Below are 17994 nucleotides of genomic sequence, written 5' to 3'. Positions count from 1 at the left end.
TTGCGCGATGGATCAGCGCGCGATCACCACGCGGGTGCCGGCGATCTGGTCGTGCAGGCAGCGGCGGTCTTCGCGGAAGATCATCAGCACGTCGACCAGCACGATGATCGCGCCCAGGCACGGAATCAGGCCGATGCCCTGCTGGAACAGGTAGCGCTTGCCCATCAGCGTGGCCAGGTCGGGCTTGTTGCCGTCCTGGTCGACGATCTTGATCTTCATCACCCGCTTGCCCCAGGTCTGGCCGCTCTGGCTCAGCGGCAGGTACTGCACGGCGAAGAACAGCAGCAGGCCGCCGATGCCCCAGGCGATCTGCAGGCCGTAGGCCTGCTGGCCCGCCTGCGCGGCTTCCATGATCGCGGTGAAATAGCCGCCCAGGAACATCAGCGGCAGCATCACCACCATCATGATGACGCCGTCGATGATCGCGGCGACCAGGCGGATGCCGCGGTCGGCCAGCTCATCGTCGCCGCCGCTGGGCGCGGTGAGTTCGGACTGCGGGCTCTGGTAAGGGTTTTGCGGGTCCATTCGTCTACTCCTTGCAGGGATGGAGGGGTCCGCGCGATTCCCCGTCGCACGGCCCCAGGTTGGGCCCGGGAAAGATAACAGGCAAAACCGTGCGCGGATGCACCGATCGCGGTCTTTTCTCGGCCGACGACGGTCTGCGCAGGCACCGCCGATGCGCAAGCGGTGCGAAAAACGGCGACGCGCAGGGCGCAGCGTGCGGTGCGGGCGGTTGCCCCGATTCGGAAAAGAACGACGCCTGCGGCAGGCGGCGGCCGACCTTGTAGGAGGGACTTCAGTCCCGACGCCTTCCGCTCAGGTCGCGGCGACCGGAAATAAAAGCATCGGGACTGAAGTCCCTCCCACAAAAGCCAAAGCCCTTGCCGCACAAGCCCAGGCGCGAACGTGCCCGGCTCCGTTGCGCGGCAAGCTCAGGTGCGCGGCAGGGTCACGCCGACCTGGCCCTGGTACTTGCCGCCGCGGTCCTTGTAGGAGGTCTCGCAGACTTCGTCGGACTGGAAGAACAGCATCTGCGCCACGCCCTCGTTGGCGTAGATGCGCGCCGGCAGCGGCGTGGTGTTGCTGAATTCCAGGGTCACGTGGCCTTCCCACTCCGGTTCCAACGGGGTCACGTTGACGATGATGCCGCAGCGCGCGTAGGTGCTCTTGCCCAGGCACACCACCAGCACGTCGCGCGGGATGCGGAAGTACTCGACCGTGCGCGCCAGCGCGAACGAGTTCGGCGGGATGATGCACACGTCCGATTCCACGTCGACGAAGCTGCCGCTGTCGAAATGCTTGGGATCGACGATGGTCGAGTTGATGTTGGTGAACACCTTGAACTCGCGCGAGCAGCGCACGTCGTAGCCGTAGCTGGAGGTGCCGTAGCTGACGATGCGCTGGCCGTCGGCGGACTGCTTGACCTGGCCGGGCTCGAACGGCTCGATCATGCCGTCGGGTCGCTCGGACATGCGGCGGATCCAGCGGTCGGACTTGATGCTCATGCGGTGTTCCTTCGAAGGCGCGGCCGGGCCGCGCGGTCTGCGTTGTGGGGGCCGGCCGCGCGGGGCGCCCGGTCCGGGATTGTAAAGGCTGCGGCCGCGGCCGCGTTCTTGCGGCCTGGGCGCGGCGCCCGCGCACGCAGGCGCGCGCGGGCTCAACCCGCGCTTACAGCAGCGAGGCGGAAATCGACGGCGCCACCCGCGGCCGCTTCGCCAGTTCCGCCGCCAGCCGGCGCGCGGTGCCGCGGTAGGCGCGCGCGGCGGCCGAATCGGGCTGCGCGATCACCACCGGCACGCCGGCGTCGCCCTGCTCGCGGATCGCGATCTCCAGCGGCAGGCTGCCCAGCAGCGGCACGCCGTACTGCGCGGCCATGCGCGCGCCGCCGCCGTCGCCGAACAGGTGCTCGGCGTGGCCGCAGTTCGAGCACACGTGCACGGCCATGTTCTCGACCAGGCCCAACACCGGCACTTCGACCTTTTCGAACATACGCAGCGCCTTGCGCGCGTCCAACGTCGCCACTTCCTGCGGCGTGGTCACGATCACCGCGCCGGCGACCGGGATCTTCTGCGCCAGGGTCAGCTGGATGTCGCCGGTGCCCGGCGGCAGGTCGACGATCAGATAGTCCAGCTCGCCCCACTGGGTGTCGTTGAGCAAGGTGGTCAGCGCCGAAGTCGCCATCGGCCCGCGCCAGATCATCGGCGTGTCCTGCTCGACCAGCGGGCCGATCGACATCGCCTCGATGCCGTGCGCGCGCAGCGGTTCGATGTGCTTGCCGTCGGGGCTGTCGGGCTTGCCGTGCGCGCCGAGCATGGTCGGCACGCTGGGGCCGTAGATGTCGGCGTCGAGCACGCCGACGCGGGCGCCGTCGAGCGCCAGCGCCAACGCCAGGTTGACCGCGGTGGTCGACTTGCCGACCCCGCCCTTGCCCGAGCCGACCGCGATCAGGTTGCGCACGTTCGCCAGCGGCGACAGCTTGGGCTGGACCGCGTGCGAGACGATGCGCCCGATCAGTTCCAGGCTGGCCAGGGCCAGCCCCCGCGGCGCCAGCGTCGCAGAGATCGCCGCTTCCAGCGCGGGACGCATGCCGTCGAGGGCGAAACCGGCGGTGATGGACACCGCGACCCGGCCGTCGGCGGCGCCGGCGCGCACGCGCGCGCCGCTGTCGGCCAGGCTCAGTTCGGTATCGGGAAGGTGGATCGCCGCGATCGCGGCCTGCAGCGATTCGTTCATGCCGGACGCCCGGCAACAGGGAAATGGAGAGGCATGGAGGCTCTGAAAGGAAACCAGCGGCCGCCTGGCGCGGCCCGGGCCTCATGTTAAGGCCTGGGTCGCACAAACGTCCCGTCCGGGCCGTTGCCGCCGCAACCGATGGCGCTGCCGGAGCGGGCGCCCGACCGGGCGTGCTATGCAACCGAACGCTCGCTGAATATGCAATTCAAAATTGGATAATCCTGCGACGAAGCATGCCGATACGGGTGCGAATTCACCCCGCCGTGAGGATTTTCGCTGCTTCGGCGCCTCAAATAATGAAAAAATATACTTAAATTTCAATAATTTATTAAATAGCAAGGGCCGATCGACCACGTTTTGATTGTTTTATGATGACTCCACGGTTAATCCCGTGTTAATTTCGACTCTAGGGAGCAAGATTTCCGCCAAGGTCGGCACACAGCGGCACACGACCGCGAACTTCAATCGTTCCAGGGGAAAACCTAGATGGCACTCAACAACAGCGGCCTGCGCCCGAGCAGGCTGTCGCGGGCGCTTGCGGCCGCGATTCTGATCGGCGGCGTCGTGGGGACGGCGCAGGCGCAGCAGGAACCGGCCGCGGCCGGCGAAGGCGCGAAGAAGCCGACCAACGTCGAAGGCGTGGTGGTCACCGGCTCGCGCATCAAGCGCACCCAGATCGAAGGCCCCTCGCCGGTCACCGTGATCAGCTCCACCCAGATCGAGCGCGAAGGCTTCGTCACCGTGTTCGACGCGCTGTCCACGCTGACCCAGAACGGCGGCGCGGTGCAGAACGAGCTCAACTCCGCCGGCGGCTTCACCCCGAACGGCAGCCCGGTGAACCTGCGCGGCCTCGGCCCGGGCCGCACCCTGCTGCTGATCAACGGCCGCCGCGCTGCGGACTATCCGTTCCCGTACAACGGCCAGAGCAACTTCCAGAACTTCGGCAACATTCCCTCGGCCGCGGTCGACCGCATCGAGATCCTGTCCGGCGGCGCGTCCGCGATCTACGGCTCCGACGCCGTGGCCGGCGTGATCAACGTCGTGCTCAAGACCAACTTCAACGGCGACAAGCTGACCGTGCGCGGCGGCACCACCACCACCGGCGGCGGCGACTACGGCGACGTGCAGTGGGTCGGCGGCCGTTCCGGCGACAACTGGAGCGTCACCTACGCGTTGGAGTACTTCGCCGACGAGCCGGTGTGGGCGTTCCAGCGCAGCTTCATGGATTCGGCCGACGACAACCCGCTGCCGACCCCGGAACTGGGCGTCAACCAGCCCACCGCGAGCATCCGCCTCAACCGTCCGGGCAGCGCCGCGGGTTCCTATATCGCGCCGCCGCCGGGCACCTGCGACCGCTTCGGCGGCGAGTTCGTCGACTACAACTTCCGCACCGTCGTCGCCGCGACCCGCGCGGTCACCAACCTCGGCCCGGGCTGCGGCAGCTGGAAGGACGTCAGCTACCAGACCATCGCCAACGGCAACAGCGACTGGTCGGGCTATTTCTACGGCACCTACGACTTCGCCAACGGCATCCAGGCCTGGACCAGCCTGCAGGGCTTCTATTCCAAGTCCAAGCTCGCCGGCGGCACCGAGGCGATCAGCGGCCCGCACATCGACGGCACCGGCCGCGTCACCACCTGGTTCGACACCGGCTTCAACACCAACCTCAACATGCAGCGCGTGCTGACCCCGCAGGAATACGGCGGCGTCGACGGCCTGTACCAGCGCTACACCGAGAAGTCGCTCGACCTGGCCTTCGGCCTGCGCGGCACCATCGGCCGCTTCGACTGGGACGTGACCCTGGGCCGCGCCGAATACCGCGCCGAGCGCACCCGCCAGCGCCTGGACGGCTCCAAGGTCACCGACTGGTTCTTCGGCCCGCGCCTGAACACCACCGGCACGCCGCGCTACAAGCTCAACCTCGACCGCTTCTACACCCCGCTGACCCCGGAGCAGTACCGGGCGATGTCGGACACGCTGAAGTACGAATCCGAATCCTGGGTCACCCAGGGCAGCGCGACCTTGTCGGGCGATCTGTTCGACCTGCCGGCCGGCCCGCTCGGCTTCGCCGCGGTGCTGGACTTCACCAAGCAAGGCTACGACCTCAAGTCGCCGCGCAGCATCCTGCCGACGGTGATCGAGACCTACAACCTCACCGGCACCAACGGCGGCGGCGACCGCAGCCGCTACGCCGCCGGCGTGGAGTTCTCGATCCCGATCCTGCCCTCGCTCAAGGGCAGCCTGGCCGGGCGCTTCGACAAGTACGACGACATCACCGCGGTCGACGACGCCAAGACCTGGGGCTACGGCCTGGAGTGGCGCCCGCTCGACAACCTGCTGTTCCGCGGCAACTACTCCACCAGCTTCAAGGCGCCGGACATGCACTTCGTGTTCAACGAAGGCAGCGGCAGCTTCACCACCTCGCTCGACACCTACCGCTGCCTCAGCGCGGGCCTGCCGGCGGCCTCGTGCACCGGCTCGGTCTACAACTACTCGGTGTTCGCCACCAGCAAGGGCGAGCCGACGCTGACCGAGGAAACCGGCAAGTCGTGGGGCGCCGGCGTGGTGTGGGACGTGGTCGACGGCCTGTCGCTGTCGGTGGACTACTACGACATCAAGCTCGACGACGCGGTCACCACCCTGTCCAGCGCCTACATCCTCGACAACGAAGCCGGCTGCCGCACGGGCCTGACCCGCACCCGCCAGCCGTTCCAGTTCTCGCCGGATTCGGCGTTCTGCCAGGAAATCGTCAGCCGCGTGAACCGCATCGACGCGCCGGGCGAGCCGACCACGCGCATCGACGGCGTGCGCAGCGGCCCGGTCAACCAGTCGCTGCTGCGCGTGTCGGGCATCGACGCCGCGCTCAACTGGCGCTTCAGCACGCAGCGCTTCGGCGACTTCCGCACCGAGCTGGGCTGGACCCACACCCTCAAGAGCGAACGCCAGCTGCTGGCCACCGACCCGGTGGACCGCGACTGGCGCGACGACCCGGGCAACTTCGACTTCCGCAGCCGCGTGCGCGGTTCGGTGAACTGGCAGCGCAACGACTGGAACGCGACCGTGTTCATGACCCGCTACGGCAGCCTGCCGAACTGGCAGGAAACCGGCCGCATCGCGCCGTACTTCCTGTGGAACGCCAACCTCGGCAAGCAGATCACCGAGAAGGCGCGGCTGACGGTGTTCGTCAACAACGTGTTCAACAAGTTCCATCCCCAGGACGGCGGCTTCAACACCTATCCGTACTTCTGGCGCGCCTACAGCCCGATCGGCCGCGAGGTCTCGGCGCAGTTCGAATACTCCTTCCACTGATGCGTCTTTAAACGAATCGGCCTTGCGGCCTGCGATTTGTTCACACAGCCCGGCTTCGGCCGGGCTTTTTTTCGCCTGGGCGACGGCGGCCTCCAGCGGCCGGGCGAGCGAACCGAAGTGCAACTTCCAATTGCCAAATAACGGCAAGACACACGGATTTTATGTGATGTAAGGCTTTATCGATTGCCCACCCGAAGGTGCCCCATTCACTTTACATAGCCGATATCGAACTTAAAAATCAACAACTTGCAAGACAGATTCGGCAAAATCAACGAGCGCCCATAGCCAAAAAGCAAATATTACGGATGTGTTAAGTTCAGTTTCGTAAAGGGAGTGTTAACGCCTTGGAAGGCAACCAAAACATGTACTTAGACCGCGCACTTCCGTTTTCGCGCTTCAATTTCAGCTAGGGGAACCACCGATGGCAGCACCCAACTCGTTCGGCCTGCACCGCAGCAGGCTGACGGCAGCGCTCGTCTCCGCGATCGCCTTTTCCGTTGCCGGCGCCGCCGGCGCCCAGGAAGCCGCCGCCGCCCAAGGCGCGGCCGCTTCGCCGACCGACATCGACGCGGTCACCGTCACCGGTTCGCGCATCAAGCGCATCGGTTTCGTCACGCCCTCGCCGGTCGTCGGCATCAGCTCCGAAGAGATCCGCTCCACGGGCGCTGTGACCATCGCCGACCTGATGACCACGCTGCCGCAGCTGTCGGCCACCTACACCATGGGCAACTCGACCCGCTCGATCGGCACCGCCGGCCTGGGCCTGCTCGACCTGCGCGGCATGGGCACCACCCGCACCCTGGTGCTGGTCAACGGCCGCCGCCACGTCGGCGGCCTGTCCGGCTCGACCGCGGTCGACATCAACACCATCCCGGTGGAACTGATCGAGCGCGTGGAAGTGATCACCGGCGGCGCCTCGGCCGTGTACGGCGCCGACGCGGTCGCCGGCGTGGTCAACTTCATCATGAAGAAGAAGTTCGACGGCTACGAGCTGCGCGCCCAGACCGGCGACGCCAGCGAAGGCGACTTCAGCCGCTCGTTCTTCAGCTTCACCGGCGGCAACGAGTTCGCCGGCGGCCGCGGCAGCGTGGTGTACTCGGCCGAGTACAGCAAGCAGGACCGCTTCGGCCGCAACGACCGCCAGATCGGGCGCGAAAACCTGGTCAGCATGCCGAACCCGAACTTCAACCCGAAGCTGCCGCCGAGCCAGGACAACCCGCAGCGCGTGCTCATGGGCCCGGGCGGCAACTCCAGCATTTCCTTCGGCGGCACCTTCAACGCCGGCGGCAAGCGCTATCAGTTCAACCCCGACGGCACCTTCCGCCCGACCCGTTACGACGGTCCGCGCGACGGCGCCAACACCTGCGTGAACTGCGACTTCGTCGACCTCAACAGCGTGGCCGACCTGCAGCCGGGCTTCGACCGCTACAGCGTCAACACCCTGGTCAACTTCGATATCAACGAGAACCACAAGTTCTTCTTCGAAGGCAAGTACACCAAGACCGAGTCGGACTTCCTGGCCCAGCCCAGCTACGACCAGCCCTTCCGCATCCGCCGCGACAACGCCTACATCTCGCCGCAGCTGGCCGCGCTGATGGACGCCAACGGCCTCAACAGCCTGACCGACCGCGACAAGATGCTGCAGGTCTCGCGCTTCAACGTCGACGCCGGCCGTCGCGGCGAGAACGTCGAGCGCACCACCCAGCGCTACGTCGCCGGCCTGGAAGGCTATCTGACCGAGAACTGGACCTATGAGGTCTCGGCCAACTACGGCAAGACCGAGATCGACCGCCGCAACCTCAACAACCGCATCAACGACCGCTGGCAGGCCGGCATGGACGTGGTGCGCGACGGCGCCGGCAACCTGGTCTGCCGCACCACGCTCGACCCCAACGCGATCAACCCCAACACCGGCGTGCGCTACCTCGACCTGTCGCGCCAGGGCTGCGTGCCCTTCAGCGTGTTCGGCGACGGCGCGGTCAGCCGCCAGGCGGCCGACTGGATGAACTACGACGCCCGCAACCGCACCCAGCTGACCCAGAAGGTGTTCAGCGCGTCGGTCGCCAACAGCGCGCTGTTCGAGCTGCCGGCCGGCGGCGTCGGCTTCGCCGGCGGCGTGGAATGGCGCAAGGAGACCAGCCAGGAGAACACCGATCCGCTGGCCGCCCAGGGCCTGACCTTCCTCAACGCGATCCCGAGCCGCAAGGGCGAGTACAGCGTCAAGGAAATCTTCGCCGAAACCACCATCCCGCTGCTCGCGGACCTGCCGGGCGTGCAGCGCCTGAGCATGGACCTGGCCGGCCGTTACTCCGACTACAGCACGGTCGGCGAGACCAAGACCTGGAACATCGGCCTGGATTGGGCGATCAACGATTCCTTCCGCGTCCGCGCCAGCCTGGCCCAGGCGGTGCGCGCGCCGAACATCGGCGAGCTGTTCAACCCGCAGACCCAGAACTTCGCCACCATCTACGACCCCTGCGAAACCCGCGCGGGCCGCCGCAATTCGGTCAACACCGCGGCCGATCCGGCGCTGCGCGCGCGCAACTGCGCCGCGCTGGGCCTGCCGGCGAACTTCCAGAACGAGTACGGCGGCAACTACCCCGGCGTCAGCGGCGGCAACCCGGACCTGGACGTGGAAGAAGCGCGTTCGTTCTCCTACGGCTTCGTCTGGCAGCCCGAGTTCATCCAGGGCTTCGGCCTGTCGGTGGACTACTGGCGCGTCAACCTGAAGGACGCGATCGGCGCGGTCACCGCCGAACAGCTGGCGACCCGTTGCGTCGACTCGCCCGGCGGCGTCGGCAACGGCTTCTGCTCGATGATCAAGCGCGCTCCGGCCGGCGGCTACGTCGATCCGCAGGGCCGCACCTTCCCGGCCGGTTCGATCTACAACTGGACCGCGCTCAACGAGAACCTGGCCCGTTCGCGCCGCGCCGGCGTGGACATCGAAGCCGACTACCGCTTCGAGATGTTCGGCGGCCAGGCCTCGCTGCGCTTCGTCGGCACGCGCCTGATCTCCTCGCGCGAGTGGGCGTTCCAGGAGTTCCCGAACGAGTACCGCGAGTACCTGAACTACGTCAGCGATCCGCGCTGGCGCGCCAGCCTCAACGCCAACTACAAGATCGGCAACTGGCGCGCGAGCTGGGACATGCGCTACATCGACGGCAACCTGCGCGTGGAACCGTGGAGCTACCAGAGCAACCCGGGCCAGGTCAGCCCGATCCGCAACGCGTCGTACACCTACCACAACCTGCAGGTCGGCTATAAGGTCCCGAACACCGGACTGGACCTGTACATCGGCGCCGACAACCTGTTCGACAAGGATCCGCCGGTGAGCTACTTCGGCGAGCTGGCCACCAACTCGAACTACGACACCATCGGCCGCTACGTGTACGCCGGCGCGACCTACAAGTTCTAAGGTCGGCGATCACCGCTCCAACGTTGCAGCGAAAAGCCCGGCGCATGCCGGGCTTTTCGTTTTCGGCGCCGGCCGTTTTCGGCCCATTGGCGAGACGTTCGCGCGCCGGCTGCGACGCCCGCGGCGGCGGTTTCGCCGCGCCGCGCCTGAACGCGCGCCGCGCGGCTTCCATACCTGTGCGGATGCGGTATAAAGAACGCGTCCCGCTGCGCCGGCTCACGGCGCGCGGCCACCACGCTCACGTCTCTGGGAGGGGATACATGCGTAAACAACTGCTCGCCCTGCTGCTGCTCGCGCTGCCGGCGGCGGCGTTCGCCCAGGCCACGCCGGTCGGGTCCTGGACCACGATCGACGACAAGACCGGCAAGCCCAAGTCGATCGTCGAGATCTACGAGGCCAAGGACGGCAGCCTCGCCGGCCGGGTCAACGAAGTGCTGCAGTCCGAGCACGGTCCCAACCCGGTCTGCGACAAGTGCGACGGCGAGCGCAAGGGCAAGCCGATCAAGGGCATGGTCATCCTGTGGGGCATCCGCAAGAGCGGCGATACCTGGGACGGCGGCAAGATCCTCGATCCGGCCAGCGGCAAGGTCTATTCGGTCAAGGTCACCCCGCAGGACGGCGGCAAGAAGCTGGAAGTGCGCGGCTTCATCGGCTTCTCGCTGATCGGCCGCAACCAGACCTGGATGCGTCACGAATAAGTCCCGGCCGGTCCGTTTCGCATACGGAAACCCGGCCTCGGCCGGGTTTCTTGCTTTTGGGCCGGACGATTTCGGTCTTGACTAGGTTTCTTGCTTCCAGGCTCGCCAGATCAAGCATCCAGGCCCGACCTTGAGGTTTGTGGGAGGGCCTTCAGGCCCGACGCTTTCCGGTCCATCAGCGGCGATCTGAGACAAAAGCATCGGGCCTGAAGGCCCTCCCACAAACAGCCCAGGTTCTCCCACACAGCCCAGGCCCTTGCGCACACAACCACAAGCCCGCACAGCGTTCACAGCCCGGCCCTCGCGGCCGCCCATGCCATAATTCACGACCACCTACGGCCCTTCCGTCTATGTCCCGCGAAATCGTCGTTTCCAACGCACTGCCCTACGCCAATGGCGACTTGCACCTCGGTCACCTGGTGGGCTACATGCAGGCCGACATCTGGGTGCGGGCGCAGCGAATGGCCGGCCACACGGTGCACTACGTCTGCGCCGACGACACCCACGGCACGCCGATCATGCTCGGCGCGGAAAAGGCCGGTAAGACGCCGGAGGCGTACATCGCGCAAATCCAGGTCCGCCACGAGCGCGACTTCGCCGACTTCGGCGTGGCCTTCGATCATTACGACTCCACCCACTCGGCCGCCAACCGCCAGTTGACCGAGGCGATCTACGCGCGCCTGGACAACAACGGCCATATCGGCCGGCGCTCGGTCGCGCAGTTGTTCGACCCGGTCAAGCAGATGTTCCTGCCCGACCGCTACGTCAAAGGCATCTGCCCGAACTGCAAGACCCCCGACCAGTACGGCGACAACTGCGAGAACTGCGGCGCCACCTACGCGCCGACCGACTTGCTCGAGCCGCATTCGGTGGTCAGCGGGGCGACGCCGGAGCTGCGCGAGTCGGAACACTTCTTCTTCGAGGTCGGCCACTTCGAAGCGTTCCTGCGCGAGTGGCTGGCCGGCGACGTCGCCACGCCGGGCATCCGCGCCAAGCTGCACGAATGGCTCGACGCCGACGGCGGCCTGCGCGCCTGGGACATCTCGCGCGACGCACCCTACTTCGGCTTCGAGATTCCCGGCCACCCGGGCAAGTACCTGTACGTGTGGATCGACGCGCCGATCGGCTACCTGAGCAGCTTCCAGACCCTGTGCGAGAAAAAGGGCCTGGATTTCTGGTCGTACCTCGCGCGCGACAGCCAGGCCGAACTGCACCACTTCATCGGCAAGGACATCGTCACCTTCCACGGCCTGTTCTGGCCGGCGGTGCTGCACGGCGCCGGTTTCCGCGCGCCGACGCGCCTGCACGTCAACGGCTATCTGATGGTCAACGGCGAGAAGATGTCGAAATCGCGCGGCACCTTCATCCAGGCCCGCACCTACCTCGACCAGGGCCTGGATCCGGAAGCGCTGCGCTATTACTTCGCCACCAAGACCACCGGCGGCGTCGAGGACATCGACCTCAACCTCGCCGACTTCGTCGCCCGGGTGAACGCCGACACCGTCGGCAAGTTCGTCAACCTCGCCAGCCGCTGCGCCGGCTTCATCGAAAAGCGCTTCGACGGGCGCCTGGCCGACGCGTTGCCGGAGCCGGCAATGTACGCGCGTTTCGTCGAGCAGATCGCGCCGATCGCGCGCGCTTACGAAGCCAACGAAGCCGCGTCCGCGCTGCGCCTGACCATGGCGCTGGCAGATGAAGCCAACAAGTACATCGACGAGCGCAAGCCGTGGGTGCTGGCCAAGCAGGACGGCGCCGACGCCGAGCTGCAGGCGGTGTGCACCCAGGGCCTGAACCTGTTCCGGGTGATCGCCGCCGCGCTCAAGCCGGTGCTGCCGCGCGTGGCCGCGCAAAGCGAAGCCTTCCTCGCCGCGCCGGTGACGCGCTGGAGCGACCTCGCCCAGCCGCTGGTCGCGCGCGCCATCGCCCCTTACGTCCCGTTGTTCACCCGTATCGACCCGAAATTGATCGACGCCATGATCGAAGCCAGCAAGGAATCCCTCACCGCCGCGGCTCCCGCCGCCGGCGCCAAGACCGCAGCCGCCAAACCCGCGGCCAAGGCCGAAGCCCAGCCCGCCGCGACCGGCGACGCGCCCGCCACCATCGCCATCGACGACTTCGCCAAGCTCGACCTGCGCGTGGGCAAAGTGTTGGCCTGCGAGTTCGTCGACGGCTCCGACAAGCTGCTGCGCTTCGAACTCGACGCCGGCGAACTGGGCAAGCGCCAGATTTTCTCCGGCATCCGCGGTTCCTACGCCGAACCCGAAAAGCTGGTCGGCCGCAGTGTGGTGTTCATCGCCAACCTGGCGCCGCGCAAGATGCGCTTCGGCCTCAGCGAAGGCATGATCCTGTCGGCCGGTTTCGACGGCGGCAACCTGTTCCTGCTCGACGCCGACGGCGGCGCGCAGCCGGGCATGCCGGTGCGTTGAGGCCAGAAGGCAGCGGTCGGGAGTCAGCAGACAGCAAGCAGCCGCGCTCCTGGGCTTTCGCTGACTTCTGACTCCGATTCTCGCCAACGCCCGCTCTCATGGACCTGACCGAACGCCTGGACCGCCTGTTGCCGCAGACCCAATGCGGCCAGTGCGGCTACGCCGGTTGCCGCCCCTACGCCGAAGCGATGGCGCACGGCGAAGCCGGCGTCGACCGCTGCCCGCCGGGCGGCGATGCCGGCGCGCGCGCGTTGGCGAAACTGCTGGAGGTGCCGGCGCCGCCCTTCGACCGCGAACGCGGCCGCCACCTGGCGACGCCGCCGGTGGCGCTGATCGTCGAAGCCGACTGCATCGGCTGCACCAAGTGCATCCAGGCCTGCCCGGTCGACGCCATCATCGGCGCGGCCAAGCACATGCACACGGTGATCGAACCGCTGTGCACCGGCTGCGAACTGTGCGTACCGGCGTGCCCGGTCGATTGCATCGTGCTGGTCGCACCGGCGGCCTGAGCCGCGCGCAATCTTTCGATCGACAAGGCTGCGCGCAATCGTCCGATCGACGCGCTGCTGCGCAATCTACCTGTAGGAGCGGCGCAAGCCGCGACCGCGCCATCGCGGATACGACGCAAGCGAAGTTTCGCGGTCGCGGCTTGCGCCGCTCCTACAGTCGCTTCGTCGCGCGAACGTCAGTGCTTGGGTTTGCGCTCGCTCGCCTTGCCCTCAGGCTTCGCCGCCCCGCTCGGACCGCCTTCGCGCGGCTCATCGGTCAAACGCACCGGCGGCCCCACCGGCGCGGGCGGCGGCGGCATCGGCGCCAGATCCGCCGTGCCGGCGGCGCAGGCCGAGCAGATCCGTTCGATCTTGTAGCCCTTCGCGCGCAAACGCTCGACCAAACCGTCGCTGCCGAGCAAATGCAGGCTGCCGACCACGACCAGGCTGTCGCCCTTCTTCTGCTCGTCGAGCAGCTTCTGGATCTGCGGCACCCAGGCTTCGTTGCGCTCGACGTTGACGATGCGATAGGTCTGCGGCTGCTTGACCTGCATCTCCACCCGCGCCTTCTCGTCGAGCTTGGCCAGATCGGCCTCGCGCCAGGCGGTGTGCATCTCTTCGAGCATGCCCGGCACTTCGGTCGGCCGGTCGAGGAATTCGCGCAGCGCCTTGATCTGCTCGTCGGCCGGGCTGGCGTCCATCACGTCGAGCTGGTGGTCCATGCTCTCCAGCCCGGTCGCGCCCTTGCCGGCTTCGGCGGCCTGACGCATCAGGTATTGGTCCAGGCCCAGCTGCGGGCTGAAGCCCAGCGACTGCGACACACCCAGCACCAGCGACAGGTTCACGAACCACGGCTCCAGCGCATCGACCTGGCTCAGCGCGCGGCCGTTCTTGGCCAGCACCCGGTTGAGCTTCTCGCGCAGGTCCGCCGGCAAGGTCTGGCTGAGGGTGCGGCCGTCGTCGTAGCGCGCGCGCTGCAGGAAGCGCTGGCCGACGCTGGGGTCGAACATTTCTTCCGGCGCGACTTCGAACACCAGCTTGTCGGAGGCGGCGAAGGCGCGGTCGATGTCGGGCGAGAGCGGGTAATCGTCGGCGCGCAGCAGATGGAACGAGCCCAGCAGGAACACCGCGTTGTCGGCGTCCGACACCCGCCACAGCATCGGCACCGGCGGCGGCTTGGCCGCGGCCTGGGCCGCCTGCGCGACCGCGCCGGTGGCGGTGGCCGAAGTCAGCGGCGCGCTCAGCGCGACCGCGGCGCACAAGGGCAGGACGAACAGCTTGAGCAACCGCATGGGGCGACGAAGACCTCGGAGATGGGCGGGCGGCGGCCGCGGCGCAGACGGCGGCGCGGCGCGAGAAAACGGGCGCCCAGTGTAGAACGCGGGGCTTGGGGTTCGTATTACGAAGGCGTAAACGACTGCGATCGCAAATCGCGGGCGCTGCGGGATTGGGCGGGCGCCGAATCGTGCGGGTGCGGCTTGCGGCCATCGATGCGCCGGGGCCGGGGTTGGCGAGGCATGGCGCTGAAGTCTCTGGATCCCCGCTTTCGCGGGGATAACGGCTTGAAGGGGCGCCGCGAAACCCAGCTATCGCCCAAACCGCGCAACCCGCCTGGCGCCAGACCGCGCAACCGACCTACCGTCATGCCCGCGAAGGCGGGCATCCAGGGCTTCACCGCGACAGGACTCTCGAAGTCTCTGGATCCCCGCCTTCGCGGGGATGACGGCTTGAAGGGACGCAGCGAAACCCAGCTATCGCCCAAACCGCGCAACCCGCCTGGCGCCAGACCGCGCAACCGACCTACCGTCATGCCCGCGAAGGCGGGCATCCAGGGCTTCACCGCGACAGGACTCTGAAGTCTCTGGATCCCCGCCTTCGCGGGGATGACGGCTTGAAGGGGCGCGGCGAAACCCAGCTCCCGCTCAAGCCGTGCAACTCGCCTTGCGCCAAACCGCGCAACCTTCCTACCGTCATGCCCGCGAACGCGGGCATCCAGGGCTTCACCTGACCAAACCCGCCCGGCAAGCCTCAAGATGCCTGCGCGGTCTTGTCCGTGTGCTTGTACGCCTTCTCGCCCGCGGTGACTTCCAGGTCCAGCCGGTTGCCCTGCGGCGGCAGCGGGCAGGTCGCGAACGGGGTGAACGCGCACGGCGGGTTGTAGGCCTTGTTGAAATCGACCGTGACCTTGCCCTGCAGGTTCGGCCGCGGCACGTCGAGGAAACGCCCGGCGCTGTAGCTGCCGTGGCCGCTGGTGCGGTCGGCGAACACCAGCATCAGCTCCTCGCCGCCCTGGTCCAGCGCCTCGATGCGATAGCTGCGGCCGTCGTGCTCGAACTCGACCGCGCCGGGGTTCGGGGTCGGCTCGACCACGCCGATGATGTTGGCCACCTCGATGGTCTGCCCGGCCGGATGGGCGACGAACTTGGCCGTGACCTTCCAGTCCTGCTGCGCCGGCCAGTACTCGATGCCGGCGAAGCCGGTGCGGCTGGGCGCGTCCGCGTGGCGCACGCGCAGGTAATAGTTGCCGCCGCGCTTGATCGCGGTCAGCACGCCCTTGCCTTCGTCGAAGCCGATCCGGGTCGGGCCGGCCGGCGAGTCGTCGGCCAGCAGCACCGCCGCGCCCTTGAGCGGTTGTTCGTTGAGGGTCAGCGCCAGCCCGCGCTCGGGCACGAAGCGCAGCCGGCCTTTGTCCAGCCGCAGCAGGCCGATGTGGCCGGGGCCGACGCTCAGACGGATGCCGTTGTCCGGATCGCTGCCGAAGTAATGCGCGCCGGCCTCGATCGGGTGCAGCCCGACCAGGCTGGTCCAGCCGTCGGGCTTGAGCAGCCCGGCGCTGCGCTGTTCGCGCCAGAGTTGTTGGTCGCGCTGGAAATCCTCGCTGGCGTGGGCGACGCGCTCGGCCTCCTTGGCGCGCTCGGCCTTTTGCGCGCTCGAATCGCAGGCGGCCAGCGCCGGCAGCAGCAGCGCCGCGCACAGCGCGCCGCGCCACGGCAACGCGGCGCGGGAAACAGTCACGGCAGGCGAACGGACAGCGGCGGTCATCAGCGCCCTCGCAGGAACCAGCGGTCGATTTCCGACAGGGTGAAGCGGGCCCAGGTCGGGCGCCCATGATTGCATTGCCCGGAGCGTTCGGTCGCCTCCATTTCGCGCAGCAAGGCGTTCATTTCCGGCAAAGTGAGACGGCGATTCGCGCGCACCGCGCCGTGGCAGGCCATGGTCGCCAGCAATTCGTCGCGGGCCGCGCCGACCCGGCGCGATTCGCCGTGCTCGCGCAGGTCGGCCAGCACGTCGCGCAGCAGCGCCTCGACGTCGCCGTGGGCGAGCAGCGCCGGCACCGCGCGCAGGGTCAGCGATTGCGAGCCGGCGCGGGTGACTTCGAAGCCCAGCGCGATCAAGGTCGCCTCCTCGCGCTCGGCCACCTCGGCCTCGCGCTCGGACACCGCCAGGGTCGCCGGCACCAGCAGCGGCTGGGTGCGCAGGCCGGCGCCGTCGTGGGCGGACTTGAGCTTCTCGTAGCCGATGCGCTCGTGCGCGGCGTGCATGTCGACCACGATCAGGCCTTCGGCGGTCTCGGCCAGCACGTAGATGCCGTGCAACTGGGCGATGGCGTAGCCCAGCGGCGGCAGGGTTTCGTCGTCGCTGTGCGGCAGCGCCGGCGCGCTCGGCGCGGCGTAGGCGCTGCCGCCACCGGAGTAGCCGCTCGCGGGCGCGCCGCTGCCACCGTTGTTGCCGTACAGCGCCGCGTAACCGGCCTGGGTCTCCTGCACGCGCAGCGCCAGCGGCGCGGTCGCGCGGTACTGATACATCCCCGCCTGCGACGGCGGCGCCGACGCCGCGCCGGTCAATTCAGACGACCCGACCGGATAACCGCCGCCACCGAACTCGCCGGTCTGCGCCGAGGGCAGGCTGCCGGCGCGGGTTTCGGCCAGCGCGTCGTTGAGCGTGCGATAGACGAAATCGTGGATCAGCCGCGCATCGCGGAAGCGCACCTCGTGCTTGGCCGGATGCACGTTGACGTCGACCCGGCGCGGATCGAGTTCCAGGAACAGCACATACGCCGGCTGGCGGCCGTGGAACAGCACGTCCGAGTACGCCTGCTTGACCGCATGCGCGACGCTGCGGTCGCGCACCGCGCGGCCGTTGACGTACAGGTATTGCTGATCGGCGCTGGCGCGGTTGTACGAGGGCTGCGCGATCCAGCCGTGCAGGCGCAGGCCGGCGCCGCTGTGGTCCACGCGCAGCGCGTTGCGGGCGAATTCCTCGCCCAGCGCCTCGCCGATGCGCACGTCCGACAGGCCCAGGTCGATCTGGTCGCCCTCGCCTTTCCAGCGCCGGGTCGGCTTGCCGTTGTGCGACACGCGCAGTTCCACATCGGGACGCGCCAGCGCGAGTTGGCGCAGCCATTCCTCGATGTGGCCCAGCTCGGTGCGCTCGGCCTTCAGGAATTTGCGCCGCGCCGGCACGTTGAAGAACAGGTCGCGCACCTCGACCGTGGTGCCCTGCGGATGCGGCTTGGGCGCGATCTCGCCGATGCGGCCGCCGTCGATCTCCAGCACCGCGCCGCGCTCCTCGCCGACCCGGCGCGAGCACAGCGAGAAGCGGCTGACCGAGGCGATCGACGGCAGCGCTTCGCCGCGGAAACCCAGGGTGGTGACGCCTTCCAGGTCGTCGAGCGAGGCGATCTTGCTGGTGGCGTGGCGCGACACCGCCAGCGGCAGTTCGTCGGCGGCGATGCCCTTGCCGTCGTCGCGGATCCGGATCAGCCGCACCCCGCCTTCTTCCAGGTCGATGTCGACCCGGCGCGCGCCGGCGTCGAGCGCGTTCTCGACCAGCTCCTTGACCACGGACGCGGGCCGTTCGACCACTTCGCCGGCGGCGATCTGGTTGATGAGGATGTCGGGGAGCTGACGGATGGTCACGGCGGC

At 67.9% G+C, this 17994-nt stretch carries 12 protein-coding genes and 1 pseudogene; 6 read left to right on the top strand and 7 right to left on the bottom strand.

Annotated features, from left to right (window positions below; all coding sequences use genetic code 11):
* Positions 1–12 precede the first annotated feature (12 nt).
* Positions 13–525 (bottom strand): RDD family protein, encoded by a 513-nt coding sequence (locus BLU84_RS08250; RefSeq protein WP_074865083.1) that lies wholly within the window; start codon positions 523–525, stop codon positions 13–15.
* A gap of 19 nt (positions 526–544) precedes the next feature.
* On the opposite strand from BLU84_RS08250, the pseudogene BLU84_RS28405 reads away from it, so the two are divergent.
* Positions 545–868 (top strand): annotated as a pseudogene (locus BLU84_RS28405) (DUF6053 domain-containing protein); the annotation flags it as partial.
* 64 nt (positions 869–932) lie between these two features.
* Here BLU84_RS28405 and dcd read toward each other — a convergent pair.
* Both dcd and apbC read right to left on the bottom strand, forming a co-directional pair.
* The gene (gene dcd, locus BLU84_RS08245; protein WP_074865080.1) at positions 933–1505 is read right to left on the bottom strand and encodes a dCTP deaminase; all 573 of its coding nucleotides are present in this window, start codon (positions 1503–1505) and stop codon (positions 933–935) included.
* A 163-nt stretch (positions 1506–1668) separates the two neighbouring features.
* Complete coding sequence (apbC, locus tag BLU84_RS08240) at positions 1669–2733, bottom strand: iron-sulfur cluster carrier protein ApbC (RefSeq protein WP_233431102.1); 1065 nt, start codon at positions 2731–2733, stop codon at positions 1669–1671.
* 486 nt (positions 2734–3219) lie between these two features.
* Between apbC and BLU84_RS08235 the strand changes: the two genes are divergently transcribed.
* The 3 genes from BLU84_RS08235 to BLU84_RS08225 all read left to right on the top strand — a co-directional run bounded on the left by BLU84_RS08235 (position 3220) and on the right by BLU84_RS08225 (position 10155).
* The gene (locus BLU84_RS08235; protein WP_074865077.1) at positions 3220–6042 is read left to right on the top strand and encodes a TonB-dependent receptor plug domain-containing protein; all 2823 of its coding nucleotides are present in this window, start codon (positions 3220–3222) and stop codon (positions 6040–6042) included.
* A gap of 421 nt (positions 6043–6463) precedes the next feature.
* Positions 6464–9457 carry a TonB-dependent receptor domain-containing protein gene (locus BLU84_RS08230; RefSeq protein WP_074865074.1) on the top strand — a complete coding sequence of 998 codons (2994 nt, stop codon included), beginning with the start codon at positions 6464–6466 and terminating at the stop codon, positions 9455–9457.
* Positions 9458–9717: 260 nt separating this feature from the next.
* A complete protein-coding gene (locus BLU84_RS08225) occupies positions 9718–10155 on the top strand; it encodes a DUF2147 domain-containing protein (protein ID WP_074865071.1) in 438 nt (145 codons plus the stop codon).
* Between the two features lie 81 nt (positions 10156–10236).
* On the opposite strand, the gene BLU84_RS28400 is transcribed toward BLU84_RS08225, so the two are convergent.
* The gene (locus BLU84_RS28400) at positions 10237–10470 is read right to left on the bottom strand and encodes a DUF6053 domain-containing protein (RefSeq protein WP_425479352.1); all 234 of its coding nucleotides are present in this window, start codon (positions 10468–10470) and stop codon (positions 10237–10239) included.
* 35 nt (positions 10471–10505) lie between these two features.
* Here BLU84_RS28400 and metG point away from each other — a divergent pair, with 35 nt between their 5' ends.
* Both metG and rnfB read left to right on the top strand, forming a co-directional pair.
* Positions 10506–12581 carry a methionine--tRNA ligase gene (metG, locus tag BLU84_RS08220; RefSeq protein ID WP_074865068.1) on the top strand — a complete coding sequence of 692 codons (2076 nt, stop codon included), beginning with the start codon at positions 10506–10508 and terminating at the stop codon, positions 12579–12581.
* A gap of 98 nt (positions 12582–12679) precedes the next feature.
* Complete coding sequence (gene rnfB / locus BLU84_RS08215; protein ID WP_074865065.1) at positions 12680–13090, top strand: Rnf electron transport complex subunit RnfB; 411 nt, start codon at positions 12680–12682, stop codon at positions 13088–13090.
* Positions 13091–13266: 176 nt separating this feature from the next.
* On the opposite strand, the gene BLU84_RS08210 is transcribed toward rnfB, so the two are convergent.
* The 3 genes from BLU84_RS08210 to mutL all read right to left on the bottom strand — a co-directional run bounded on the left by BLU84_RS08210 (position 13267) and on the right by mutL (position 17988).
* Positions 13267–14361, bottom strand: a complete 1095-nt coding sequence (locus BLU84_RS08210) for a TraB/GumN family protein (protein WP_074865062.1) — start codon at positions 14359–14361, stop codon at positions 13267–13269.
* A gap of 736 nt (positions 14362–15097) precedes the next feature.
* Positions 15098–16084, bottom strand: coding sequence for a DUF1684 domain-containing protein (locus BLU84_RS08205; RefSeq protein ID WP_233431101.1), 987 nt, complete (start codon positions 16082–16084; stop codon positions 15098–15100).
* Between the two features lie 26 nt (positions 16085–16110).
* Entirely contained in the window at positions 16111–17988 is a 1878-nt protein-coding gene (gene mutL / locus BLU84_RS08200; RefSeq protein WP_074865059.1) for a DNA mismatch repair endonuclease MutL, read from the bottom strand.
* Positions 17989–17994 lie beyond the last annotated feature (6 nt).

It is taken from the genome of Lysobacter enzymogenes (genome assembly GCF_900106525.1).
GTDB lineage: Bacteria > Pseudomonadota > Gammaproteobacteria > Xanthomonadales > Xanthomonadaceae > Lysobacter > Lysobacter enzymogenes.
Note: the sequence above shows the minus strand (reverse complement) of the source record. Positions and strands in the feature narration are given on the sequence as shown.